Raw genomic sequence first — 22,029 nt, forward strand, 5'->3', positions numbered from 1 at the left:
ATTCGACGATTCGCCGCCGGTGGTGGTGCGCGGCAACCTGCCGAACGTCTATGACGGCATCTACCGTGCGGCCTATTCCTACGGCATGTCGAAAAAGCTGACCCAGCAGTTGGTCCGGCTGCTGGCTTCCGGCGTCGACTTCCAGTCACGGCTGAGCCCCGCGGACCGTATCGACGTCCTGTTTTCGCAACCGGACGGCGACGACCAGGCTTCCGACGAATCCCAACTGCTTTACGTCTCGGCGACCTTCGGTGGGCAGACGCGCAATTTCTACCGCTTCCAGATGCAGGACGGCAGCAGCGACTATTTCGATCAGGACGGCTCGAGCGCCCAGCAGTTCCTGTTGCGCAATCCGCTGCCGGCCGGAAAATTCCGCTCCGGCTTCGGCGCGCGCCGCCACCCGATCCTCGGCTATGTCCGTATGCATACCGGCGTCGACTGGGCAGCCCCGATCGGTACGCCGATCATCGCCGCCGGCAACGGCGTCATCGAGAAGGCCGGCTGGGCCGGTGGCTACGGCAAGCAGATCATCATCCGCCATGCCAATGGCTACGAGACGTCCTACAATCACCAGAGCGCCTTTGCCAAAGGCATGGAGCCGGGCGTCCATGTCCGCCAGGGCCAGACCATCGGCTTTCTCGGCCAGACCGGCCTCGCCACAGGTCCGCATCTTCATTACGAGCTGATCGTCAATGGCACCAAGGTCGACCCGATGCGCGTCCGCCTGCCGGTCGGCAAGGTGCTGAAGGGCGACGACCTCGTTGCCTTCAAGCGTGAACGCGAGCGCATCGACGACCTGCTCAAGCAGGAAGACAACAATCCGCTGAAGGTCGCCAGCGCCAAGGTCGAAGGGTAGATCTGCGTTCCGAATCAGTTGCGCGCCGGATCAGTCCGGCTGTTCGTCCGTGCCGCGCAACCATGGTATTGCCCGTCCCGAAACAGTCATCCAGGCAATGACCGCCGCAAGCAGGCAAAGCAGCGCGGTGACCCAGGCGACGGCCGCGAAGGCCGCGTCGCTGGCGGCGAGCCTGGTTGCATCGAGTTCGGGCGCTAGCCCTGCCGATGCCGGTTCGCCGAAACCCGGAATGCCCGGCCTGACGCTGGTGTCCAGCATCGTCGAATAGACCCAGGCAGCCAGCGACCCCATCGCCGCCACCGCGATCAGGCCGCCAATGCGCGAGACAGCGTTGTTTATCCCCGATGCCGCACCGGTGTCCTTGTCCTCGACCGCCGTCATGATCGCGGTCGACAGCGGCGACACGACCAGCGCCATGCCGAGCCCCATCAGCGCCATCAGCGGAAACACGCCGGTCCAGAAATTATGGATGCCGGCATGGGCGAGCAGCGCAAGCCCGGCAAAGGCGAAGGCAACGACCACACTGCCGCCGGCGATCGGAAAGCGCGGGCCGATTCGGTCGGACCACTGGCCGACCGGTCCCGACAACAGCGCGATCGACGCCGACAGCGGCAGGAAGATGAAGCCGACCTCGGCCGTGCTCAGCCCCCAGCCGGCGATCAGCAGCATTGGCAGATAGAACAGATTGGCCGACAGGGCGAAATAGAGGAAGAAGGTCGCGACATTGGCGCCGGCGAAGGCGCCGATGCGAAACAGGTTGAGATCGATCATCGGCTCGCGCTGCCGCAGTTCGAAGGCGATGAAGACGACGAGCAGCACGACGCCGGCGGCGATGCTTGGACCAGACATATGGCCGCCGCCTTCGGCGCTCATCGAGGTCAGCCCGTAGGCCAGCGATCCGAATGCCAGCGTTGCAAGTGCGGCGCCACCGAGATCGAGGCTTCGCTTCTCCGTCGGCGCATCGGCCGGAACCTTGGTCAGGAGAAGATAGATCGAGAGCAGTCCGAGCGGCAGGTTGATGGCGAAGATCGCCCGCCAGATCCAGTCGCCGAAGGTCGAAAGCACCAGCCCGCCCAGCACCGGGCCAAGCGCCGTCGTCAGCGCCGAGGCCGCCGCCCAGATGCCGATCGCCCGGCCGCGCTCCTTCTTCGGATAGGCCTTGGCGATGATGGCGAGACTGCCCGGCACCATGATTGCGGCGCCGATGCCTTGCAGGGCGCGAAACGCAATCAGCACACCGGCATTGGGCGCCACCGCGCAAGCGAGAGACGCGGCAATGAACAGGGCGATGCCGACGACGAAGGCGAGCCGGAGGCCGAATCGGTCGCCCGCAGCACCTCCGGCAAGGATCAGCGCCGAAAGCGTCAGCGCGTAGGCGTTGGAAATCCATTGTGCCTCGGCGAGGCTGGCACCGAGGTCGACGCGTATCGCCGGGGTAGCGATGGCCAGGATCGAGCCGTCGATGAAGCCGAGCGCCGACGCCAGGATCGCGGCGATCAGCACGAACCTGCGCCGCGATTGCGGACAGAACGTTCCGTTTGCAATGGCGCCCGTCAGGGGGATGGCGGCAGCTTCGCTTGGCGACTTCATATGGGCTTGCTTAGACCTCCGGTACGGCCGCAACAACCGGCCAGCGGGCCGTTCTCGTTGAAACCAGCCGTGACCTGCCCGCATGGGCAGGCTCGCTCCGATCGGCGTGCAATGTCCGGATGTCGTGTTAAGTCTTTGCGGGAGAGCCGCAAGCAAAAGGGGAAGCCTGATGAAACGACCGCTCGAACCGTCGGCCGAGGCACGCGGGCGTGTCGTCGGCATCACCGACGGTGTCTTCGCCATCGCGCTCACCTTGATCGTGCTCGAGATCAGGGTGCCGGCGCACGAGGCGGTCCATTCCGAGGCCGAGCTGCTTTCCGCCATCGCGGCGCTGGCGCCGCGTTTTCTGACCTAGCGCTGAGCTTCCTGACACTGACCATCTTCTGGTTCGGCCAGCAGGCGCAGCACGGGCTGATCGCCAGATCCGACCGGCGGCTTGCGACGCTCAACCTCTGCTTTCTCGCCTTCATCGCCTTGCTGCCGTTCTCGACCGACCTTCTGGCCGACTTCCTCGAATTCAGGACAGCGGTACTGGTCTACCGGCTGAACCTGCTGATGCTCGGCACGACGCTGTTCGCCAGCTGGCACTATGCGGTGAAGAACGGTTTTCTTGCCGAAGGCGTCGATGCGGAAACGACCCGCACCGTCTACCAGCGCATCGTCAAGGCGCAGATGCTGTGGGCGATAGGCGCGGCACTTAGTTTGATAAGCCCCTTGCTCAGCGTCGGCTTCATGCTGGTGGTGCAACTGATCTACGCCACCGCGCTGCGCGGCTCACTGCTGCGCGAGGTCATCGGCTGAAGATCCGCCGACGAACTCGACCGTTACGCCCGGCGAGACGAGCCTGGCCAGTTCGCGCGCGTCCCAGTTGGTCAGGCGCACGCAGCCATGGCTTTCGGTCTTGCCGATCTTGGACGGGTCGGGCGTACCGTGGATGCCGTAGGTCGGCTTGTCCAGCGCGATCCACACCGAGCCGACCGGGCCATTCGGGCCCGGCGGGATGGTCAGGATCTTGTCGTTCTGCCCCTGCTTGAAATTGATGCTCGGATTGTAGGTGTAGTTGGGGTCGAGCGCGACCCGCGATACCGTGTGGATGCCGGAGGGTGACGGCGTGTCCGAAGAACCGATCGTGGCCGGATAGGCTGCCACCAGCTTGCCCGCCGCGTCATAGGCGAACACTTCTTTCTTGCCCTTGTCCGCAACGATGCGCGCAACAGGCGTCGACACCAGCCTGCCGAAATTGGCGACCTTGATAATGGTGCCGGGGCGGTTGAAGTTGGCCTCCGGATTGAGCGCCTTGAGATAATTCTCGTCCATGTGGAAGCGCTCCGCCAGCGCTTCGGTCACCGAAGTGTAGCCCATGCGGTCGAGCTGCGCCTTCTGGCTGTAGTCTTCCGGTATCGAGGCGACATAGGGACCGGCCGCGTCCTCGGCCGTGATCGTGTAGTTGGCGAAGGCATCGCCGCCGGATTGCGCGAGCGCTGCCTGGATGCCGACCGCATCGGTCGACTTGAGATTGCTGCCAGTGATCTCGTTGTAGGCGGCTACAGCCTTATCGACATTGGAGCCGAATCGCCCGTCGATGACGCCGGGCGAGGCGCCGGCACGATCGAGCAGGACCTGCAAGGCCGCCACATCCTGACGTGTGCCGAGCGAAAGCGACGGATCGACGACCGTCTTGCCGTCAACCTTCGGCGGCAGCGCTGCCTCGTCGCCCGGTGCCGCCGGCTGGACCGGATCTATCGAAGCCTCGTCGAGCGGCTGGCGCTTGATGCCGTCCGGTTGATCAGGCTGGGGCTCGTCCGGATAAGTGTTGCCGTAGGTCCCCTCGTCCCGGGGCGCGTCCGGAAAGACCTGATCCGAATTGTCGCCATAGGGATCGTTTTCGTCGACCGGCGGCGGGATGACCGTGCCTTCCTCTTCCAGCTGCTTGCGGCGGAAGCGGGCCATGTCCTCGGGATCGTCGAGATAGTAGCGGTCCTCGTCCTCGACCGGCGCGCGCCCGAGCTGCTGCATCCGCAACTGGCGGCGCAGCGCACGGCGGTCGAGCCTGGTCTGCGGCGGCTGGATGGCGATGACCTTGCCGGTGTCGGCATCGACGATGACGCGGTTGCCCCTGGCGTCGTAATAGATATCGAGATTGCCGTCCTGGGCGAGAAGGATCCCGCCGGAATTGGCGGTGCGGGTTCGTGCTCCTTCCTCACCCGGCGCGGCGAACACGCCGGAAGACACCAGTCCGGCGGCGAGTGCCGAAAGGCAGAAGATGGTGCGCAGCATTGTAGCCAAACTCTCCGGTCCGTAATTGCCGCCGCCCGGCACAGTCCCTTTACGGGCGAACCCCTTCGCCAGCAAACCATTCACCAAGCTTAAGGTTCCAATATGAACCGGGCATGAAGATGGCGGTTTTCCGGCGGCTAGACCATGATCACGAAAAGTGGAATCCGGTTTTCGGAAAAGATCATGGTCCAGGGGAAAGAGGCAGCCCAAGTTCCTTGCGTGTCTGTTTCGTCAGCTTGAGGACGACGAGGCGATGGCTCTCGCCGACATAGTCCTTCAGCGCGGCATCATCCATGCTCTGGCTTGTCTGACGCTGGATCCATTTCATTCCGCGCGAGGCGAGGTAAGGCGCCGGCCGAAGGCCCGGCTGCTCCTTCAGCACGTCATAGGCGATTTCAGAGCATTTGAAGGTGACGAAAAGCTGCCCGCCATCGTTCCAGCCGCCGATCGCAAAGACCTTGCCGCCGACCTTCCAGACATGGGCGCCGCCCCACTGGACGACATGAGTCGTCTGCGGAAGCGAGGCGCAGAAGCCGTTGTAGTCGTCCAGCGTCATCCGCGCCTCATTGTTTCAAACAAGAAAGAGCGGCGAAGCAAGCTTCGCCGCTCCGGGTAAGGCAAAACGGCTCAGGCCGCCGCCTCGGTCGCGACGACCGTCGGCTTCGATCGAAAATTCAACCGATCGGAACCGGCGGCCACCTTGACCGTCGAGCCGTCGAGGATGTCGCCGAGCAAGATCTTTTCCGCCAGCGGGTCCTGCAGTTCCTTCTGCATCACCCGCTTCAGCGGCCGCGCGCCATAGGCCGGATCGTAACCCTTGGCCGCCAGCCAGTCGATCGCCTCCTGGTCCAGCGCCAGCGTGATCTTGCGATCGACGAGCAGGTTCTCCAGCCGCTTGAGCTGGATCTCGACGATGCGGCCCATATCCTGCCGACGCAGCCGGTGGAACAGGATCACTTCGTCGACGCGGTTGAGGAATTCCGGCCGGAACGACGCCCTGACGACGCCCATCACCTCGTCGCGCACGGCATCGACATCCTGATCCTCGCCGAGGCTGACCAGATATTCGGCGCCGAGGTTCGACGTCATGATGATCAGCGTGTTGCGGAAATCGACCGTGCGGCCCTGCCCGTCGGTGAGCCGCCCGTCGTCGAGCACCTGCAACAGCACGTTGAACACGTCCGGATGCGCCTTCTCGATCTCATCGAACAACACGACCTGATAGGGCCGGCGCCGCACCGCTTCTGTCAGCGCTCCGCCTTCCTCATAGCCGACATAGCCGGGAGGTGCGCCGATCAGCCGGGCGACCGAATGCTTTTCCATGAACTCCGACATGTCGATGCGCACCATGGCGCTCTCGTCGTCGAACAGGAAGTTCGCCAGCGCCTTGGTCAGCTCGGTCTTGCCGACGCCGGTCGGGCCGAGGAACATAAACGAGCCGATCGGCCGGTTCGGGTCCTGCAGGCCCGCGCGAGCCCGGCGCACGGCTTTCGACACGGCCTGCACCGCCTCGCCCTGGCCGACGACACGCTTGCCGATCTCGTCTTCCATGCGCAGCAGCTTGTCGCGCTCGCCTTCCAGCATCTTGTCGACCGGAATGCCGGTCCAGCGCGACACGATATGGGCGACGTGATCAGGGGTGACCACCTCTTCGACCATGCCGACCTTGCCGTCCTGCGCCTCAGCCTCCTTCAGCTTCTTTTCCAGCTCGGGGATGCGGCCATAGGCAAGCTCGCCGGCGCGCTGGAACTCGCCCTTGCGCTGGGCGATGGCCAGTTCGTTGCGCGCCTCGTCGAGCTGCTTCTTGAGATCGGCGGCCAGCCCGAGCTTCTGCTTCTCCGCCTGCCACTTCGAGGTCAGCCCGGTCGACTCCTCTTCCAGGTCTGCAAGCTCCTTCTCGAGGCGAGCGAGCCGGTCCTTCGACGCGTCGTCCTTCTCGACCTTCAACGCCTCGCGCTCGATCTTGAGCTGCATGATGCGGCGGTCGACCTCGTCCAGCGCCTCGGGCTTGGAATCGACCTGCATCCTCAATCGCGACGCGGCCTCGTCGACAAGATCGATCGCCTTGTCCGGCAGGAAGCGGTCGGCGATGTAGCGGTTCGACAGCGTCGCCGCGGCGACCAGCGCCGAATCGGAGATGCGCACCTTGTGGTGCTGCTCGTATTTCTCCTTCAGGCCGCGCAGGATCGAGACGGTGTCCTGGACCGTCGGCTCGTTGACGAACACCGGCTGGAAGCGGCGAGCAAGCGCCGCGTCCTTCTCGACATGCTTGCGGTACTCGTCGAGCGTGGTCGCGCCCACGCAGTGCAGTTCGCCACGCGCCAGCGCCGGCTTCAGCAGGTTCGACGCATCCATCGCCCCGTCGGCCTTGCCGGCACCGACCAGCGTGTGCATCTCGTCGATGAACAGGATGATGCCGCCGGCGGCAGCGGTCACCTCGTTGAGCACAGCCTTCAGCCGCTCCTCGAACTCGCCGCGATACTTGGCGCCGGCAATCAGCGCGCCCATGTCGAGCGCCATCAATTGCTTGTCCTTCAGCGATTCCGGCACGTCGCCATTGACGATGCGCAGCGCCAGCCCTTCGGCGATCGCCGTCTTGCCGACGCCGGGCTCGCCGATCAGCACCGGATTGTTCTTGGTTCGGCGCGACAGCACCTGGATGGTGCGCCTGATCTCGTCGTCACGGCCGATGACCGGATCGAGCTTGCCGGCGCGGGCGTCGGCCGTCAGGTCGCGCGCGTACTTCTTCAGCGCATCGTAGCCCTGCTCGGCGCTCGCCGAATCGGCTGTGCGGCCTTTGCGGACCTCGTTGATGACCTGGTTCAGCGCCTGCGCGGTGACGCCCGCCTTGCTCAGAATCTCGGCGCTCTTGGCCGACTTCTCCATGGCCAGCGCCTGCAGCAGCCGTTCGACCGTGACGAAGCTGTCGCCGGCCTTCTTGGCCAGATCTTCGGCGGTCGAGAACACCTTGGCCAAAGGCTGCGCCAGATAGAGCTGGCCATTGCCGCCTTCCACCTTGGGCATTGCATCGAGCGCCGATTCGACGCCGAGCTTGACATCGCGGACATTGCCGCCGGCGCGCTCGATCAGCGACGCGGCCAAGCCCTCGTCGTCATCGACGAGCACTTTCAGCATATGTTCGGGGGTGAATTGCTGGTGATTGCGCGAGAGCGCCATGGTCTGCGCGGACTGGATGAAACCGCGCACGCGCTCTGAGTATTTCTCAAGGTTCATATCTGTCTCCTTCCATCACCGGCCCGCTTTGCGGCACCGGATCAGATTGCGGTGACGGAGCCGCTCCTTCGAGCCGGATCCTGTTCAGGCGAGATATGGTGCAGGGGCAATGGGCACTCAAGACGTCCAGATGACTGGGAACGCATATTATTCCACTGGTGCGTAAACGAGAACGGCGGAGATTTCTCTCCGCCGTTCAATGGGCCTGAAAGCCCTGTTCGAGCTGGATTCGATCAGTTGTCGACGTCGACGATGACCGGGTCGTTGGCGTTACCTTCGGCCGGTGCCGCACTCACCTCATTGCCACCGGCATTGTCGCTGCCGCCATCGGCCTGATTGTCTGGCTGGTCGGCGGTTGTGCGCGGACGGCGCGGGCGCCGCGGACGGCGTGCGCCACTGTCGGCGGCGGCTTCGTTGCGCTCCGCCTGAGCGGCAAGACCGGCCGGCGAAAAATTGTCGAACAACGGCGCGGTCTCGGTCGAAAAAGCCGGCTCTGCCGACGCGGTGAAAGTAGGTTCAGCCTGGGGCACGAAACCAGTTTCGGCCTGGGGCGCGAAGCTCGTTTCGGCCTGGGACACGCCTTCCGCCTGCACCGGCGTCTCGCTGGGCCGGTTCTGGTCGAAGCCCTGGCCGCCCTGCTCGCCGCGCGAATTATGGTCGCCGCGCTGGCCATTCTGGCCATAGCCGCCATTGGGGCGGCGGTCGCGGTGGCGCCCGCCATTGTCGCGACCGTTGTTGTCGCGGTTGTTGCGATTGTCGCGGCCGCTTTCCTGGTTGAAAGCCACTTCGGCCGGCGTGCCCTCGATCACTGGCTGTGGGCCGGCGCCGTGGCTTACAGCCTGATTGTCGCTGACATTGTTGCCGCTGTTGCCGGCATTGTCGAACTCGTCGCGATCTTCGTCGCCGTCATTTTCGAAGTCGTCGCGGTTCTGCTGGACGTTCTGGATCGGAATCTGCGCCTGGGCGGCGGCAATGATGCGATTGTAGTGTTCGGCGTGCTGGAGATAGTTCTCCGCCATCACCCGGTCGCCGGAGCTTTGCGCGTCGCGGGCGAGTGTGGCGTATTTCTCGGCGATCTGCTGAGCCGATCCGCGGATCTTCACATCCGGGCCGTTGCTCTCGTAGTTGCGCGTCAGGGGATTGGGACCCTTGCGGTTGTTGTTGTTATTATTGTTGCCACCGCCGCCGCCATTGTTGTTGCGACCGCGCATGCGCCTGTTCTGCTGTTGTGGCCTCATTCGACTCTCTTCAGTGTGAAATTTTCGAAAACTCTTCACGAACGGAGGCGCTCATGCAGCCAGCCGTTTCGTTTCTTCACCGGCGTTCGCCCGCATCAATTGCGTTGGCGCCACGTGCCATCCTGTTCCGGTTACATCACTTGCCGGACGATTCCCGCACGAAGCTTGGGCGTCGTTTGCGCAAGAAGGCAGCTATTTCCAAGGAAAACCGAATCGCTAAGAGCACTGCCTGCTTCGTCTCATCCGGTTAAGGCGACCCTAGCCGCATTCCCCGGCATTGCCAAGCCCTTTTTGCACTGCATCAGGGCTTTGGCCGTTCAAACACCAGAACCCTGTCGTTTCCACCAAGGTCACGAAACGCTCCGGCCAGACTGTAGCCGGCTGTCGCGAACATCGCCGTAACCTCATTGCGTTGCGTGTGGCCGATCTCGACCGCAACCCTGCCTTGAACTTCCAGAAACCTTGCCGCCTCCGCGGCGATGATCCTGTAGGAGCCAAGACCGTCCGCGCCACCATCCAAGGCCAGATGCGGATCGAAATCGCGGACCTCGTCCTGCAGATTTCCAATGTCTTGGCTTGCTATATAGGGCGGGTTTGCGGCAATTACATGGTACCGGCCCGAAACTTTTGCGAACCAGTCGGACTGCAGCGTCTCGAACCGCCCGGCAAATCCCAACTTCTGGGCATTGCGCCTGGCGGTTGCCAGGGCCTCTTCCGAGAGGTCGACGCCGGTGGCGACCGCACCGGGAACGGCGCTGAGCAATGCCAGCGCGATGGCGCCGGTACCGGTGCCGAGATCGAGAATGCGGCATTCGCTCTGCCGAACCACCGTCGCCCCGACAAAGGGCAGAACCGCCTCGACCAGCGTTTCTGTGTCCGGCCGCGGCTCCAGCGTGTCCGGCGAAAGCTCGAAGCGCAGGCCGTAGAACTCGCGGTAACCGAGGATGCGATGCACCGGTTCGCCCGCGGCACGCCGGTTCAGCGCCGTATCGATGGCGGCCATTGCATTCGCCTCGACGACTAGCTGGGGTTCGGCGATGGCCTGGGTGCGGGTCGTGCCCGAAAAATGCTCGACGATCAGCCTGGCGTCCAGCGCCGGGTCGGCCACGCCGGCGGCGGCAAGGCGGTCGCGCGCCGCCCGCAGCAGCGGCCCGAGCGTCTCGGGCAAACTGTCAGCCATCGACGCCCATATCGGCGAGCAGCTTCGACTGGTGATCCGCGATCAGCGCGTCGATGACCTCGTCAAGCTCGCCCATCATCACCCGGTCGAGCTTGTAGAGCGTCAGGTTGATGCGATGGTCGGTAAGACGCCCTTGCGGGAAATTGTAAGTGCGGATGCGTTCCGACCTGTCACCAGAGCCGACTTGCGACTTGCGCGATTCGGAGCGTTCCTCGTCCGCCTTGCCGCGTTCGAGATCGTAAAGCCTGGCCCGCAGGATCTGCATGGCGCGCGCCCGGTTTTGGTGCTGCGACTTTTCCGCCTGCACCACCATGATGCCGGTCGGCAGATGGGTGATGCGCACTGCCGAATCGGTGGTGTTGACGTGCTGGCCGCCGGAGCCCGAGGCGCGCATCGTGTCGATGCGGATGTCTTCGGCGCGGATCTCGATATCGACCTCTTCGGCTTCCGGCAGCACGGCAACGGTTGCCGCCGAAGTGTGGATGCGCCCGCCGGCCTCGGTCGCCGGCACGCGCTGCACGCGGTGCACGCCGGACTCGAATTTCAGATGCGCGAACACGCCCTTGCCCGACACGGTGGCGATGATTTCCTTGTAGCCGCCGACCTCGCCGTCGCTGGCCGAGGCCACTTCGAAACGCCAGCCGCGCGATGCCGCGTAGCGCTCGTACATGCGAAACAGGTCGCCGGCGAACAGCGCTGCCTCGTCGCCGCCGGTGCCGGCGCGGATTTCGAGGATGGCGTTCTTCTCGTCGGCGGCGTCCTTGGGCAAAAGCAGGATCTGGATGTCCTTCTGCAGCGCCTCGATGCGCTCCTTGACCTCGGGCAGGTCGGCCTCTGCCAATGCCCGCATCTCGGCGTCGGTGCCCTTGTCGGCGAGCATCGCCTCCAGGTCGGCCTGTTCGTGCTCGGCCGCGCGCAGCGCCCTGATCCTGGCCACCATCTCCTGGATGTCGGCATATTCGGACGCCATGCGGACATAGGCATCCGCCGCCGGCCCGGCCGACATCTGCGCTTCGAGCATGTCGAAACGCTTGACGACTTGATCCATACGGTCGCGGGGCAGGTTGATCATGGCGGATGCTATAGCGGGATAGAGCGGTCGTCGGCAAAGGCCTGCAGCAGCGCCCGCATCGGCAGGCCGTGAGCGGGCGCCATGAGGTTGTCGTCGAAGAAGGCCTGCAGCTCGTCCAGCGGCAGTTCCGTCAGCATCGCCTTGACCGGACCGATCGAGGCCGGTGACATCGAGATCGATCGGTAGCCGAGGCCGATCAGCGCCATCGCGGATATGGGTTTGCCGGCCAGTTCGCCGCAGAGCGTCACCGGCGTGTGGTTGCGCGCACCGGCGTCGGCGATCTGCTTCAGCACCCGCAGGAACGGCGTCGACAGCGTGTCGAACCGGTCGGACAATTGCGTGTTGCCGCGGTCGACCGCCATGACGAACTGGAACAGATCGTTGGAGCCGACCGAGACGAAGTCGACCGCCTTCATCAGCTCGTCGAGCTGGAACAGCAGCGACGGCACTTCCAGCATGGCGCCGAGCTTGAGGCTGGTCGGCAGATGATGGGCGAAGCGTGACAGATGCCGCACCTCGCGGTCGATGATCTCGCGCGCCTGCGCGATCTCGCCGAGTTCCGTCACCATCGGCAGCATCAGCTTCAGTTCGCGTCCGCCGGACGCCTTCAGCAGGGCGCGGATCTGCGTCCTGAGCAGGCCGGGACGGTCGAGCGTCAGCCGGATCGCCCGCCAGCCGAGCGCCGGGTTCTCTTCCTGGATCGCGCCCTTGAAGTAGGGCAAAACCTTGTCACCGCCGATATCGATGGTGCGGAAGGTCACCGGCTTGCCGCGCGCCGCGTCGAGCACGTCGCGATAGAGCCGCTCCTGCGCCTCGGCGCGCGGGAAGGTCGAGGCGACCATGAACTGCAGTTCGGTGCGGAACAGCCCAATGCCGGCCGCACCCGCCTCGGCGAGCTGCGGCAAGTCGACCGCCAAGCCGGCATTCATCAGCAAATCAACCTGGACGCCGTCCTTGGTCATCGACGGCTTCTTGCGCAGTTCCCGGTAGACTTCCTGCCGGCGCGCCCGGAAGCGGACCTTCTCGGCATAGGCGGCTTCGAGGTCTGGCTGTGGCCGCAGGTGGATAATGCCTTCCTCGCCGTCGACGATGATGGCGTCGCCGTTTTCCGCCATGGAAACGGCGCCCTTCATCTGGCCGGCGACCGGGATGCCCATGGCGCGCGCCACGATGACGACATGGCTGGTCGCGGCACCATCTTCCAGCACCACGCCGCGCAGCTTGTCGCGGGGATAATCGAGCAGTTCGGCAGCCCCCATCGAGCGGGCGACGATGATGGCGTCCTTCGGCAGCGAAGCCGCGACATCCTCCGGTCCGCGCCCCATCAGCTGTCGCAGCAGCCGGTTGGCGAGGTCGTCGAAATCGCTCATCCGCTCGCGCAGATAAGGGTCGGTCATGTGCAGCATGCGGGCGCGCATGTCGCTCTGCACCTTTTCGACAGCCGCTTCCGCCGTCAGGCCATTGCGGATCGCCTCTTCCAGTCGGCGCACCCAGCCGCTGTCGTTGGCGAACATGCGATAGGCTTCGAGCACCTCGCGATGCTCGCCCTCGAAGGCGACCTCACGGCGCTCCAGCATGTCGTCGATGGAGAGCCTGAGCGAGCCGAGCGAGGCCTGCAGCCGGCGCACTTCCTCCTCGCTATCCTCGTTGAACAGATTGGTGACGACGATGCGCGGCTCGTGCAGCACGACGTGGCCGAGCCCGACGCCTTCGTTGAAGGACAGGCCGGTGAAGCTGACCGGGCGGCGCAGGTCGAGTTCGAGTCCCGGCCGGGTGAGTCGGGCGAGGTCGCCCGTGGCGATCATCTCGGCGATCACCATCGCCGTGGTTTCCAGCGCCTCGACCTCGTCGTCGCGGTAGTGGCGCATGGTCTTGTTCTGTACCACGAGAACGCCGAGCGTGCGCCCGGCCCGCAGCACCGGCACGCCGAGGAAGGAATTGTAGATCTCCTCCCCGGTCTCCGGCAGGTAGGCGAAGGCCGGATGTTCCTGCGCGTTCGAAAGGTTGAGCGGCCGCGCGCTGGCCGCGATGGTGCCGACCAGGCCTTGCCCGAGCCTCAGCTGCGCCAAATGGACGGCGTTCGGGTTCAGACCCTCGGTGGCGTAGAGCTCGAGCACCGAATCGGCGCGCAGCACATAGAGCGAGCAGACTTCGGCGACCATGTTGGAGGCGATGTCGCGTACGATCCGGTCGAGCCGCTCCTGCGGCTCCAGCGGCTCTTGCATGAGCTCGCGGAGCCGTTTCAGCAGAACGCGCGGGCCACTGGCCGTATCACGCATCGCGGCTTCTTCTCCAATAGAGTCCTTGCCGGCGCAGTTTCAGCTGTGCCCGGCACTCACGCAACAACTGATTCAGTCTTGCTATTGCTTATCCAGACCGTAGACGGAATGCAAAGTGCGAACCGCAAGTTCGGTATACGGACCGTCGATCAGTATCGAAATCTTGATCTCAGAGGTGGTGATGGCCCGAATATTGATCGCCTTGTCGGCCAGCGCCTTGAAGGCGGTGGCGGCGACGCCGGCATGGCTGCGCATGCCGATGCCGATGACCGAGACCTTCGACATGCCGGCTTCCGACTGCACGACGTCGTAGCCGATCGTCGCCTTTAGGCGCTCCAGCACGGCAAGCGCCTTGTCGACGTCGCCGGACGGCACGGTGAAGGTCATATCGGTGAACTTGCCGTCCTCGGAAATGTTCTGGACGATCATGTCGACATTGATGTTGGCCTCGGCCAGCGGCCCGAAAATACCGGCGGCAACGCCGGGGCGGTCGCCGACGCGGCGCAGCGAAATCTGCGCCTCGTCCTTGGCGTAGGCAATTCCGGTGACGACCTGCTGTTCCACGATCTCTTCCTCGTCGCAAATAAGCGTTCCGGGCGGATTGAGCAAATCCCCCATTCCGGGCGCGTCGGGATCGTCGAAGGACGACCGCACGAAGGTACGCACCCTGTGCACCATGGCAAGCTCGACCGAGCGCACCTGCAGCACCTTGGCGCCGAGCGAGGCCATTTCGAGCATTTCCTCAAAGGAAATCTTGGCCAGCCGGCGCGCCTTCGGCTCGATGCGCGGATCGGTGGTGTAGACGCCGTCGACATCGGTGTAGATGTCGCAGCGGTCGGCCTTCACCGCCGCCGCAATGGCGACGGCGCTTGTGTCGGAGCCGCCACGGCCGAGCGTGGCGATGCGGTTGTCGGGCCCGATGCCCTGGAAACCGGCGACCACCGCCACCTGGCCCTCGCCGAAGCGCTTGACCAGGAACGCGCCGTCGATGTCCAAAATACGCGCCGCGCCATGCGCATTGTCGGTCTTGATCGGGATCTGCCAGCCCTGCCAGGAGCGGGCATGCACGCCCATGTTCTGCAGCGTGATCGCCAACAGGCCGGCGGTCACCTGTTCGCCGGAAGCGACGACAGCGTCATATTCGCGCGCGTCATGCATCGGCGAGGCTTCGCGCGTCCAGCCGACAAGTTCATTGGTCTTGCCGGCCATCGCCGAAACCACGACCGCGACCTCATGGCCGGCGTCGACCTCGCGTTTGACGTGACGCGCCACATTGCGGATGCGGGCGATGTCGGCGACGGAGGTTCCGCCGAATTTCATCACGATGCGCGCCATGGAAGCGAAATGCCTTTGACTGAAGCCGGCCTGTAGCCGAATGCGGAAAGAAGCGCCCGGCTTATGCCGGCCGCTGAATGCGCGGCCTCCTTAGCCAAAACAGCAAAGCTTCGCAAGCGACGGGGAAAAGAACGGCTTGGCCGCAATAGCAGTCCTCCTGACAGCTTTTCATCGGCCTGCCATGCGATAAGACAAACAGGAACCTCGAGCCGTGGAGAATTTGATGACCGAGACCCTGGAAATCGTCAACTTCCGCCTCAAGCCAGGGACCAGGGCCGGCTTTGTCGCCGGCAACGGCGCGGTCACGGATTGGCTTGCGCAACAGCCGGGCTTTCTCAGCCGCCACCTGGCCGAGCGCGAGGATCAGAGCTGGGTCGATGTCGTGCGCTGGCAGAACCTGGCACAGGCTCATGCGGCAGCCCAACGGATCATGGCTGAGATCGGCGATTGCGAAGCCATGCAAGCGATCGACCCCGCGAGCGTCGACATGGGCCATGCGGCGGTCGTGCTCTCGACCTCGTGAGGTCATGTTGGCAACAGGCGAAAAATGTCGGCTTGACTTTCTCTGCCCGGCACCCGACTTCCTAGCGTCCGAGGAGACCCGCCCTATGCCAGAGCCCCAACGATCGACGATCGATGCCGGAGAAGTGGAACGCTTCTCTGCACTTGCCGCCGAATGGTGGAACCCGAACGGCAAGTTCCGTCCGCTGCACAAATTCAACCCGGTGCGGCTTTCCTACATCCGCGACCAGGTGGCGGCGCGCTTCGGCCGCGACCCGCATGCGGCGAGGCCCTTCGAAGGCCTGCGCTTCCTCGACATAGGCTGCGGCGGCGGACTTCTGTGCGAGCCGATGGCGCGGCTCGGCGCCGAAGTGGTCGGCGCCGATGCTTCCGCCACCAACATCGAAGTCGCCAAACTGCATGCGGCCGAGGTCGGCGTCAGCGTCGACTACCGTGCCACGACCGCCGAGGACCTGGCCGACGCCGGCGAGACATTCGACGTCATCCTCAACATGGAAGTGGTGGAGCATGTCGCCGACATCGACCTGTTCGTGGCCAAATGCGGCCAGATGGTCAAGCCGGGCGGCATCATGTTCGTGGCCACCATCAACCGAACGCTGAAGGCGCTCGGCCTTGCCATCATCGGCGCCGAATATGTGCTGCGCTGGCTGCCGCGCGGCACCCACCAGTTCGGCAAGCTGGTTCGCCCGGAAGAGCTGGAAAAGGCACTTGGTGCCGCCGGCATGAACGTCATCGACCGCACCGGCGTCGTTTACCATCCACTCGCCGATCGCTGGCAGCGATCGAAGGACATGGACGTCAACTACATGGTGCTGGCGGAAAAGGGCTCGGTCTGAACCGGCTCACGCCGCCTGACTCTGCGCCTTCGGGCTGGTCTGGTTCTGCGCCTTGGTGGTGATGAAGACGCCGGCGGTGATGATGACCGCACCGGCCCAGGTCAGCAGTTGGTAGTGTTCGCCGAGGAAGATCGTTCCGGCAAACAGGCCGACCGCCGCCGCCACATAGCCGATCTGGCTGAGATAGACCGGGCCGCCGACCGCCTGCAGTCGGAAGAAGAAGACAAACATCGCCGAGGCCGACGCCATTTGGCCGGCGGCCACCAGCGGCACGCCGCCAAGCGGGGCGAAGGCCTTGACGCCGAACAGGGCGAGAATCCCGGCAAGCAGCAGCGTGGCCGACGCTAGGTGACTGCCGACGGCGAGCTCGATCGGGCCGGTGCCTTCGGGCCAGTCGACGGTGCGGTAGATGTTGCCGGCGGCAAGGCTGACCGGGATGAGCAGCCCGACCGCCACCCAGAACAATTCGGCCGGCTGGCCAGCCTCGCCGCGCGTCACGGCGACCATCACCGCGCCGACGAAGCCGACGGCAATGCCGGCGACGCCAAGCATGTTGGGTCGCCTGACACCGAGCAAGATCGAAAACACCAGCGTGATAACAGGCGACAGCGTGAACATGATGCCGGTGTAGCCGCTGCCGAGATGCGGAATGGCCGAAAACATCAACAGATTGGGGAAGGCATAGGACACCGCCGCAGTGATGAAGAAATAGCGCAGCCTATGCGCCGTCAACGTCACCCCCTGCCCGCGCAGCAGCAAGGCTAGGAGGAGCACGCCGCCGGCGCCGAGCGAAATGACGAAGGCCCAGACCATGGCCGGCACGCCGGCCACCGTGGCGAGCTTGCCGAACGGCAGCGTCAGGCCGAGCAGGCCGCCGGTGACGACCAGCAGGCCGAGTGCCGAATCCCAGAGAAATTTCATCGGATGATCCCGTCATTCCGTTCGCGGCGCTTGGCTCGCATTATATCTTGAGATAAGATAATACAAAGATTCTTAACGTCAAGATATTTAATGGTGAGATAGATGGACCGCGCCGCAAGGGCGATCGAACAATGGAAGCGGGAGCGGCCGGATCTTGACGTCTCGCCGATGGCCGTGCTCGGACGTTTGAACGAAGCCTCCTCGCTGATCGCGCGCGAGCGCCTGGCGCCGCTGTTTGCCCGCTTCGGACTGCAGTCGGGGGAATTCGACGTGCTGGCGACGTTGCGTCGTTCCGGCCAGCCTTACGCGCTGACGCCGACCGAACTCTATGAGGCGACGATGGTCACGTCAGGTGCGATGACCAACCGGCTCGATCGGCTGGAAAAGGCCGGATTGATCCTGCGCGGCCCGCACCCCAGCGACCGGCGCGGGATCGTGGTGCAACTGACCGGAAAGGGGCTCGCCTTGATCGACGAAGCGGTCGCCGCCCATGTCGCCAACGAGCACGAAATCCTCGCCGGCCTGTCTGGCCCGGAGCGGGAGACGCTCGCCCACCTGCTCGGCAAATTGATCGGCAGCTTGAGCTAGACGCTCAGTTGCGATCCTCCGGAAAGCTCGGAATCGGCATGAACTCAACGCCGTCCTCGGCCAGGCTCCTGGCTTCGTCAACCGTCGCCTCGCCATAGATGCCGCGCGCATCGGTTTCGCCGAAATGGATCTTGCGCGCTTCCTCGGCGAACTTGTCGCCGACATAGTCGGCATTCTCGCGCACTTTCTCGGCCATCGCCTTCAGCTGCGCCAGCGCCTGCTTCTGCGCCTCGCCCATGGCCAGCGCGATCTTTTCCTGCTTGCGCCCTGTCGAGACCGCCGGCGCCATCAGCGCCTTCTCGACCTTGTGTGTGCCGCAGCTCGGGCAATCGACGAAACCGCGCTTCTTTTGGCGGTCGAAATCGTCGTTGCTGCGGAACCACGCCTCGAATTCGTGTTCGTGCTCGCAGATCAGGGAGAATCGGATCAAGAGGCTGCACCTCTGAGACGCGGCGCCTCGCCCGAGCCGGCATTGACGGCAAAATCCCGCGCGTTCTTGAGATTGGGGATCTTCCTGCGCGCCGCAAGCGACTGCGCCGGATCGATCTCGGCGACGATCACAGCCGGCTCGTCATGCGCGGCTTCGGCGATGATGCGGCCCCACGGATTGACGATCAGCGAATGGCCATAGGTTTCGCGGCCGTCCTCGTGCAATCCGCCTTGCGCCGCGGCGACGACATAGGCGCCGTTCTCGATGGCGCGAGCCCTGAGCAGCACATGCCAGTGCGCCTCGCCGGTCTGGCGGGTGAAGGCGGCGGGAACGCTCAACAGGTCGGCGCCGGCCAGCGCCTCGGCACGGAAAAGCTGCGGAAAGCGCAAATCATAGCAGACGGCAAAGCCAAGCTTCGCGCCGTCGATGTCGGTGACGACGGCCTCGGTGCCCGGCTCGTAGGCGGCGGATTCGCGCCAGCTCTCGCCATTGTCGAGATCGACGTCGAACATGTGGATCTTGTCGTAGGTGGCAAGCGTGGCGCCATCCGGCGAAAACAGCAACGCGCGGTTGGCAAGCTTGCCGTCGGCGCGCAGGATGGCGGTTGAGCCGATATGAAAGAAGATGCCGAGTTCGCTCGCCAGCCTGCGCGCGGTCGAGACGACGACGTCCTTGTCCTCGGAGGTGAAGGACGCAGCGCGTGCGTCCTTGTCACTGATCAGCGCACCGGTCATTTCCGGGGTCTGGATATAGGTCGCGCCCTGGCTGGCGGCTTCGCGCACCAGCCGCTCCAGATCGACCGCGTTGCGCTCCGGGCTCTCGCCTGAACGCATCTGGATCGCCGCTGCCTTGAAAGCACCCATGGTCATGTCCTTATGTGGTCGAGCCGTTGGCAAGCAGCCTGTCCAGCCGGCCCTCGGCCTCCAACTCGTGGAGGTCGTCGGACCCGCCGACATGCGTATCGCCGATGAAAATCTGCGGAAAGGTCGATCGGCCACGCGCCCGGGAAATCATTTCCTGGCGCAGTTCCGGCGAGAAGGAGGCGTCGTGCTCCTTGTAGGCGACGCCCTTGCGCTCGAGCAGCCGCTTGGCCGCCGTGCAATAGCCGCACATCATGCGCGTATAGATCGTCACATCGACCATCGGTCAGAAATCCTGCCTATGCATGTCAGCCGGAAGCGCGCAGCGCTTCTGGGACAACGGCATGCACAAAAACAACAATTCCAATCTATATAGTCGCGGACTCGTCGGCCCGAAAGTCCCCCGGCAGCACACGCGCAAAGGTCAGCACGTCGACCGCTCCGGCGCCGCCCCGCTTCAGAGCTTTGGCTACCGCGCGAACCGTGGCGCCGGTGGTGTAGACATCGTCGATCAGCAGCACCCGGCGACCGGCGATCTCGATTTGCGCCTCGGTGGGCACGCGGAAGGCCGCACGCACATTCTCCTCGCGCTCCTGCCGTTCCAGCCCGACCTGCTGACGGGTGAGCTTCACGCGCCGAATCGCGGAGGGTGAGAACGGCAGGCCGCTGAGATGCGCGACGGCCCTTGCCAGCTCCGCCGACGGGTTGAATTGCCGCCGGAAGAAGCGCCGCCAGTGCAACGGCACCGGCACCACCACGTCGGCCTCGGCGATGAGTTCGGCGCCGGCGCGCAGCATCCAGCGCGCCATCCACGGCGCCAGGTCGGTGCGGTCCTGGTATTTCAACCCCTGCACCATCTGGCGGGCGACACCCGAATAGACGACCGCCGCCCGAGCACGCTCGAAAGGCGGGATCGGCGATCGCCTCGGCGGAAAGGAACCCTTCGCCCATGTCATGGGTGAACGGCGTGCCCATGACGGCGCACCACGGTCGTTCCAGCAGCCTGAGCTTGGGCCAGCAGGCGCCGCACAGCACGCCGGGCTGCGAGACATGGCGGCGGCAGCCGGCGCAGACCGGCGGAAACAGGATGCGCGCCGGCAAGGCCAGGGCCTTTAGCGCAGCGCTCTTGATCTTCGGCATCGGATCGGCCACGTGGTTGGTTCTCCGCCACCATAGAACCACTCTTTCGGAGTGCGGAAAACAGGAACCCGTCCGTTGCAGCCCCTGATCGATACGCCTTTGTGGCTGGCGCACAAGCGTCGCGCCTTGGCCCGCCCCGTCGGCGGCGCCGATTTCCTGATGCGGCGCGCGGCTGAGGACCTTGCCGACCGGCTCGGCGCAGTCGAGCGCAAATTCGCCAGGGCGGCGACGCTGTTTTGCCAGACGCCGGCGGCAGCGGACGTGCTCGCCGAAAGCGGCAAGGTGACGGAAATCGTGCGGGTAGAAGCCGACCCGGCCTTCCTGGCAGGCCGGCAGGGATTGGTGGCGCCGTTGGAAGCCGTGCCGTTCGAACCGGAGAGCCTCGACCTCGTCGTGTCTCTCCTGTCGCTGCAGGCGATGAACGACATCCCCGGCATGCTGGTGCAGATCCGCCGTTCGCTCCGGCCCGACGGCCTCTTTCTCGGCGCCCTTGCCGGCGCCGGCACGCTCTCCGAATTGCGCGAAAGCCTGCTTGCCGCCGAGACCGAGCTCTACGGCGGCGCCAGCCCCCGCGTCATTCCCTTCACTGACGTCCGCGATGCCGGCGCGCTTCTGCAACGCGCCGGCCTGGCACTGCCGGTCGCCGATGTCGAGACGGTGACGGTCCGCTACGACACCCTGTTCGACCTCGTCGCCGATCTCAGGGCCATGGGCGAGACCAGCGCGCTCGTCGATCGCAGCAGGCGGCCCGGCACGCGAAAGCTCTTTGCCCGTGCCGCCGAAATCTACGCGGAACGGTTCTCGGACGCCGATGGCCGCGTCAGGGCGAGTTTTTCGATTGTCTGGATGTCCGGCTGGGCGCCCGATGCCTCGCAACAGAAGCCGTTGAAGCCAGGCTCGGCCAAGGTCTCGCTGAAGACGATCCTGGAAAATCCCGACCGGCGTTAATCGGCTTTTTTGCAAAAACCCGGCGACGCAATCAGTGCTGGGCGAAGGCGTTCGTAAGCTGGCTGTTGGTGTCGCTGAAAAGCCACTTGATTGCATTGGCTGCCTGGCCGACGCCGCCGACGATGGCGAGCGACAGCACGGCGACGATCAGGCCATACTCGATGGCCGTGGCGCCTGTCTCATCTTTCAAAAAGCGTTGCAGCAGCGTTGTCATGGTCATCGATCCCTCTTGCCAGGACCTTAGCGCCGACCCGTTAAGAAAGGTTAACGGCAAAGGCTTAACAGGCGGTGAAACAGGCCGGTTCCGTGGAAAGCATTAACCAAGTCAGCAGTCGCCGCTGCGCGTGCCGTCGTTGCGGATGATGCAGACTGAACTCGGCATTGGCTGCAGCACGCTGCGGCGCAGCGTATAGGTGTCGCGATGGCCGATCGAGCCCGTGCTCATTGCGTCGAGGCCGCCGAAACTGTCCCGGGCCGATTGCGACCGGCTGTCGAGAAACGGTGTCGCGATCAGGGCCAGCGCCACCGCGGCCGAGCCGAACAAGAGCGTGATGCGCAATATGCCCATGCCGGCATCGGCGGCGCGGAAGCCGCGGTCGGGCCGGATCGAGTCCCAGTCTTTCTCGAGGCTCATGCTGTCGCTCCCAAGCATGTTGGCCGAAGTCCGGCCCTGCCTCAATTTTTCACACCGGGATAAATCTTCTATTAACGCTGACTAAAACG

The 22,029-nt window shown here is 64.6% G+C and carries 21 protein-coding genes and 2 pseudogenes (1 of these 23 running past the window's edge); 7 read left to right on the plus strand and 16 right to left on the minus strand.

Annotation, left to right across the window (positions count from 1 at the left end; all coding sequences use genetic code 11):
- Positions 1 to 856, plus strand: the end of a protein-coding gene (locus tag ACFX5Q_RS29640) for a M23 family metallopeptidase (RefSeq protein WP_192182539.1). It extends 1,109 nt beyond the left edge of the window; only the last 856 of its 1,965 coding nucleotides appear in the window; the start codon falls outside the window, past its left edge; it ends in the stop codon at positions 854 to 856.
- Positions 857 to 886: 30 nt separating this feature from the next.
- Here ACFX5Q_RS29640 and ACFX5Q_RS29645 read toward each other — a convergent pair whose 3' ends face one another.
- Complete coding sequence (locus tag ACFX5Q_RS29645; RefSeq protein WP_404283588.1) at positions 887 to 2,446, minus strand: MFS transporter; 1,560 nt, start codon at positions 2,444 to 2,446, stop codon at positions 887 to 889.
- 169 nt (positions 2,447 to 2,615) lie between these two features.
- Between ACFX5Q_RS29645 and ACFX5Q_RS29650 the strand changes: the two are divergent.
- Positions 2,616 to 2,869: pseudogene (locus ACFX5Q_RS29650) on the plus strand (TMEM175 family protein); the annotation flags it as partial.
- Positions 2,870 to 2,920: 51 nt separating this feature from the next.
- On the plus strand, positions 2,921 to 3,247 hold the full coding sequence (locus tag ACFX5Q_RS29655) for a hypothetical protein (RefSeq protein WP_404283640.1): 327 nt from the start codon (positions 2,921 to 2,923) through the stop codon (positions 3,245 to 3,247).
- On the opposite strand, the gene ACFX5Q_RS29660 is transcribed toward ACFX5Q_RS29655, so the two are convergent.
- From ACFX5Q_RS29660 to ACFX5Q_RS29695, 8 genes are all read right to left on the minus strand, one after another.
- On the minus strand, positions 3,221 to 4,723 hold the full coding sequence (locus ACFX5Q_RS29660) for a L,D-transpeptidase family protein (RefSeq protein WP_404283590.1): 1,503 nt from the start codon (positions 4,721 to 4,723) through the stop codon (positions 3,221 to 3,223). The two genes, ACFX5Q_RS29655 and ACFX5Q_RS29660, sit on opposite strands and share 27 nt — an antisense overlap.
- 181 nt (positions 4,724 to 4,904) lie before the next feature.
- On the minus strand, positions 4,905 to 5,279 hold the full coding sequence (locus ACFX5Q_RS29665; protein ID WP_192182535.1) for an MmcQ/YjbR family DNA-binding protein: 375 nt from the start codon (positions 5,277 to 5,279) through the stop codon (positions 4,905 to 4,907).
- Between the two features lie 71 nt (positions 5,280 to 5,350).
- Positions 5,351 to 7,957 carry an ATP-dependent chaperone ClpB gene (gene clpB / locus ACFX5Q_RS29670; RefSeq protein WP_404283592.1) on the minus strand — a complete coding sequence of 869 codons (2,607 nt, stop codon included), beginning with the start codon at positions 7,955 to 7,957 and terminating at the stop codon, positions 5,351 to 5,353.
- A 233-nt stretch (positions 7,958 to 8,190) separates the two neighbouring features.
- Positions 8,191 to 9,195, minus strand: coding sequence for a DUF4167 domain-containing protein (locus ACFX5Q_RS29675; RefSeq protein ID WP_404283594.1), 1,005 nt, complete (start codon positions 9,193 to 9,195; stop codon positions 8,191 to 8,193).
- Between the two features lie 301 nt (positions 9,196 to 9,496).
- Positions 9,497 to 10,375: a peptide chain release factor N(5)-glutamine methyltransferase gene (prmC, locus tag ACFX5Q_RS29680; RefSeq protein ID WP_404283596.1), complete on the minus strand. Its 879-nt coding sequence runs from the start codon at positions 10,373 to 10,375 to the stop codon at positions 9,497 to 9,499.
- On the minus strand, positions 10,368 to 11,447 hold the full coding sequence (prfA, locus tag ACFX5Q_RS29685; RefSeq protein WP_404283598.1) for a peptide chain release factor 1: 1,080 nt from the start codon (positions 11,445 to 11,447) through the stop codon (positions 10,368 to 10,370). Before prfA ends, prmC begins: the two co-directional genes overlap by 8 nt.
- Positions 11,448 to 11,455: 8 nt before the next feature.
- Positions 11,456 to 13,726, minus strand: a complete 2,271-nt coding sequence (gene ptsP, locus ACFX5Q_RS29690; RefSeq protein WP_404283600.1) for a phosphoenolpyruvate--protein phosphotransferase — start codon at positions 13,724 to 13,726, stop codon at positions 11,456 to 11,458.
- A gap of 81 nt (positions 13,727 to 13,807) precedes the next feature.
- Positions 13,808 to 15,061: an aspartate kinase gene (locus ACFX5Q_RS29695; RefSeq protein WP_065518125.1), complete on the minus strand. Its 1,254-nt coding sequence runs from the start codon at positions 15,059 to 15,061 to the stop codon at positions 13,808 to 13,810.
- Positions 15,062 to 15,284: 223 nt separating this feature from the next.
- Here ACFX5Q_RS29695 and ACFX5Q_RS29700 point away from each other — a divergent pair, with 223 nt between their 5' ends.
- Positions 15,285 to 15,584, plus strand: coding sequence for an antibiotic biosynthesis monooxygenase family protein (locus tag ACFX5Q_RS29700; protein ID WP_404283601.1), 300 nt, complete (start codon positions 15,285 to 15,287; stop codon positions 15,582 to 15,584).
- An 85-nt stretch (positions 15,585 to 15,669) separates the two neighbouring features.
- Positions 15,670 to 16,419, plus strand: coding sequence for a bifunctional 2-polyprenyl-6-hydroxyphenol methylase/3-demethylubiquinol 3-O-methyltransferase UbiG (ubiG, locus tag ACFX5Q_RS29705; protein ID WP_404283603.1), 750 nt, complete (start codon positions 15,670 to 15,672; stop codon positions 16,417 to 16,419).
- Positions 16,420 to 16,425: 6 nt separating this feature from the next.
- On the opposite strand, the gene ACFX5Q_RS29710 is transcribed toward ubiG, so the two are convergent.
- Positions 16,426 to 17,340, minus strand: a complete 915-nt coding sequence (locus ACFX5Q_RS29710) for a DMT family transporter (RefSeq protein WP_404283605.1) — start codon at positions 17,338 to 17,340, stop codon at positions 16,426 to 16,428.
- Between the two features lie 102 nt (positions 17,341 to 17,442).
- Here ACFX5Q_RS29710 and ACFX5Q_RS29715 point away from each other — a divergent pair, with 102 nt between their 5' ends.
- The gene (locus ACFX5Q_RS29715) at positions 17,443 to 17,928 is read left to right on the plus strand and encodes a MarR family winged helix-turn-helix transcriptional regulator (RefSeq protein ID WP_404283607.1); all 486 of its coding nucleotides are present in this window, start codon (positions 17,443 to 17,445) and stop codon (positions 17,926 to 17,928) included.
- Positions 17,929 to 17,932: 4 nt separating this feature from the next.
- Here the strand turns inward: ACFX5Q_RS29715 and ACFX5Q_RS29720 are convergent, their stop codons facing one another.
- From ACFX5Q_RS29720 to ACFX5Q_RS29735, 4 genes and pseudogenes are all read right to left on the minus strand, one after another.
- Entirely contained in the window at positions 17,933 to 18,358 is a 426-nt protein-coding gene (locus ACFX5Q_RS29720; protein ID WP_404283609.1) for a DUF1178 family protein, read from the minus strand.
- Complete coding sequence (locus ACFX5Q_RS29725) at positions 18,355 to 19,221, minus strand: carbon-nitrogen hydrolase family protein (protein ID WP_404283611.1); 867 nt, start codon at positions 19,219 to 19,221, stop codon at positions 18,355 to 18,357. The genes ACFX5Q_RS29720 and ACFX5Q_RS29725 overlap by 4 nt, the downstream gene beginning before the upstream one ends.
- 10 nt (positions 19,222 to 19,231) lie before the next feature.
- Complete coding sequence (gene grxC, locus ACFX5Q_RS29730; RefSeq protein WP_006199923.1) at positions 19,232 to 19,501, minus strand: glutaredoxin 3; 270 nt, start codon at positions 19,499 to 19,501, stop codon at positions 19,232 to 19,234.
- An 85-nt stretch (positions 19,502 to 19,586) separates the two neighbouring features.
- A pseudogene (locus ACFX5Q_RS29735) lies at positions 19,587 to 20,370 on the minus strand (ComF family protein).
- Positions 20,371 to 20,433: 63 nt separating this feature from the next.
- On the opposite strand from ACFX5Q_RS29735, the gene ACFX5Q_RS29740 reads away from it, so the two are divergent.
- On the plus strand, positions 20,434 to 21,306 hold the full coding sequence (locus ACFX5Q_RS29740; protein ID WP_404283612.1) for a methyltransferase domain-containing protein: 873 nt from the start codon (positions 20,434 to 20,436) through the stop codon (positions 21,304 to 21,306).
- 31 nt (positions 21,307 to 21,337) lie between these two features.
- On the opposite strand, the gene ACFX5Q_RS29745 is transcribed toward ACFX5Q_RS29740, so the two are convergent.
- Positions 21,338 to 21,526 carry a Flp family type IVb pilin gene (locus tag ACFX5Q_RS29745; RefSeq protein ID WP_404283613.1) on the minus strand — a complete coding sequence of 63 codons (189 nt, stop codon included), beginning with the start codon at positions 21,524 to 21,526 and terminating at the stop codon, positions 21,338 to 21,340.
- 105 nt (positions 21,527 to 21,631) lie between these two features.
- Positions 21,632 to 21,940: a hypothetical protein gene (locus ACFX5Q_RS29750; RefSeq protein WP_006199919.1), complete on the minus strand. Its 309-nt coding sequence runs from the start codon at positions 21,938 to 21,940 to the stop codon at positions 21,632 to 21,634.
- Positions 21,941 to 22,029: the final 89 nt, after the last annotated feature.

The organism is Mesorhizobium sp. IMUNJ 23033 (genome assembly GCF_044778005.1).
Lineage (GTDB): Bacteria > Pseudomonadota > Alphaproteobacteria > Rhizobiales > Rhizobiaceae > Mesorhizobium > Mesorhizobium amorphae_A.

Coding starts and splice junctions, on each gene's coding strand:
- ACFX5Q_RS29645 (WP_404283588.1), bottom strand. CDS start 2,446: ATGAAGTCGCCAAGCGAAGCTGCCGCCATCCCCCTGACGGGCGCCATT.
- ACFX5Q_RS29660 (WP_404283590.1), bottom strand. CDS start 4,723: ATGCTGCGCACCATCTTCTGCCTTTCGGCACTCGCCGCCGGACTGGTG.
- ACFX5Q_RS29665 (WP_192182535.1), bottom strand. CDS start 5,279: ATGACGCTGGACGACTACAACGGCTTCTGCGCCTCGCTTCCGCAGACG.
- clpB (WP_404283592.1), bottom strand. CDS start 7,957: ATGAACCTTGAGAAATACTCAGAGCGCGTGCGCGGTTTCATCCAGTCC.
- ACFX5Q_RS29675 (WP_404283594.1), bottom strand. CDS start 9,195: ATGAGGCCACAACAGCAGAACAGGCGCATGCGCGGTCGCAACAACAAT.
- prmC (WP_404283596.1), bottom strand. CDS start 10,375: ATGGCTGACAGTTTGCCCGAGACGCTCGGGCCGCTGCTGCGGGCGGCG.
- prfA (WP_404283598.1), bottom strand. CDS start 11,447: ATGATCAACCTGCCCCGCGACCGTATGGATCAAGTCGTCAAGCGTTTC.
- ptsP (WP_404283600.1), bottom strand. CDS start 13,726: ATGCGTGATACGGCCAGTGGCCCGCGCGTTCTGCTGAAACGGCTCCGC.
- ACFX5Q_RS29695 (WP_065518125.1), bottom strand. CDS start 15,061: ATGGCGCGCATCGTGATGAAATTCGGCGGAACCTCCGTCGCCGACATC.
- ACFX5Q_RS29700 (WP_404283601.1), top strand. CDS start 15,285: ATGACCGAGACCCTGGAAATCGTCAACTTCCGCCTCAAGCCAGGGACC.
- ubiG (WP_404283603.1), top strand. CDS start 15,670: ATGCCAGAGCCCCAACGATCGACGATCGATGCCGGAGAAGTGGAACGC.
- ACFX5Q_RS29710 (WP_404283605.1), bottom strand. CDS start 17,340: ATGAAATTTCTCTGGGATTCGGCACTCGGCCTGCTGGTCGTCACCGGC.
- ACFX5Q_RS29715 (WP_404283607.1), top strand. CDS start 17,443: ATGGACCGCGCCGCAAGGGCGATCGAACAATGGAAGCGGGAGCGGCCG.
- ACFX5Q_RS29725 (WP_404283611.1), bottom strand. CDS start 19,221: ATGGGTGCTTTCAAGGCAGCGGCGATCCAGATGCGTTCAGGCGAGAGC.
- grxC (WP_006199923.1), bottom strand. CDS start 19,501: ATGGTCGATGTGACGATCTATACGCGCATGATGTGCGGCTATTGCACG.
- ACFX5Q_RS29745 (WP_404283613.1), bottom strand. CDS start 21,526: ATGACCATGACAACGCTGCTGCAACGCTTTTTGAAAGATGAGACAGGC.
- ACFX5Q_RS29750 (WP_006199919.1), bottom strand. CDS start 21,940: ATGAGCCTCGAGAAAGACTGGGACTCGATCCGGCCCGACCGCGGCTTC.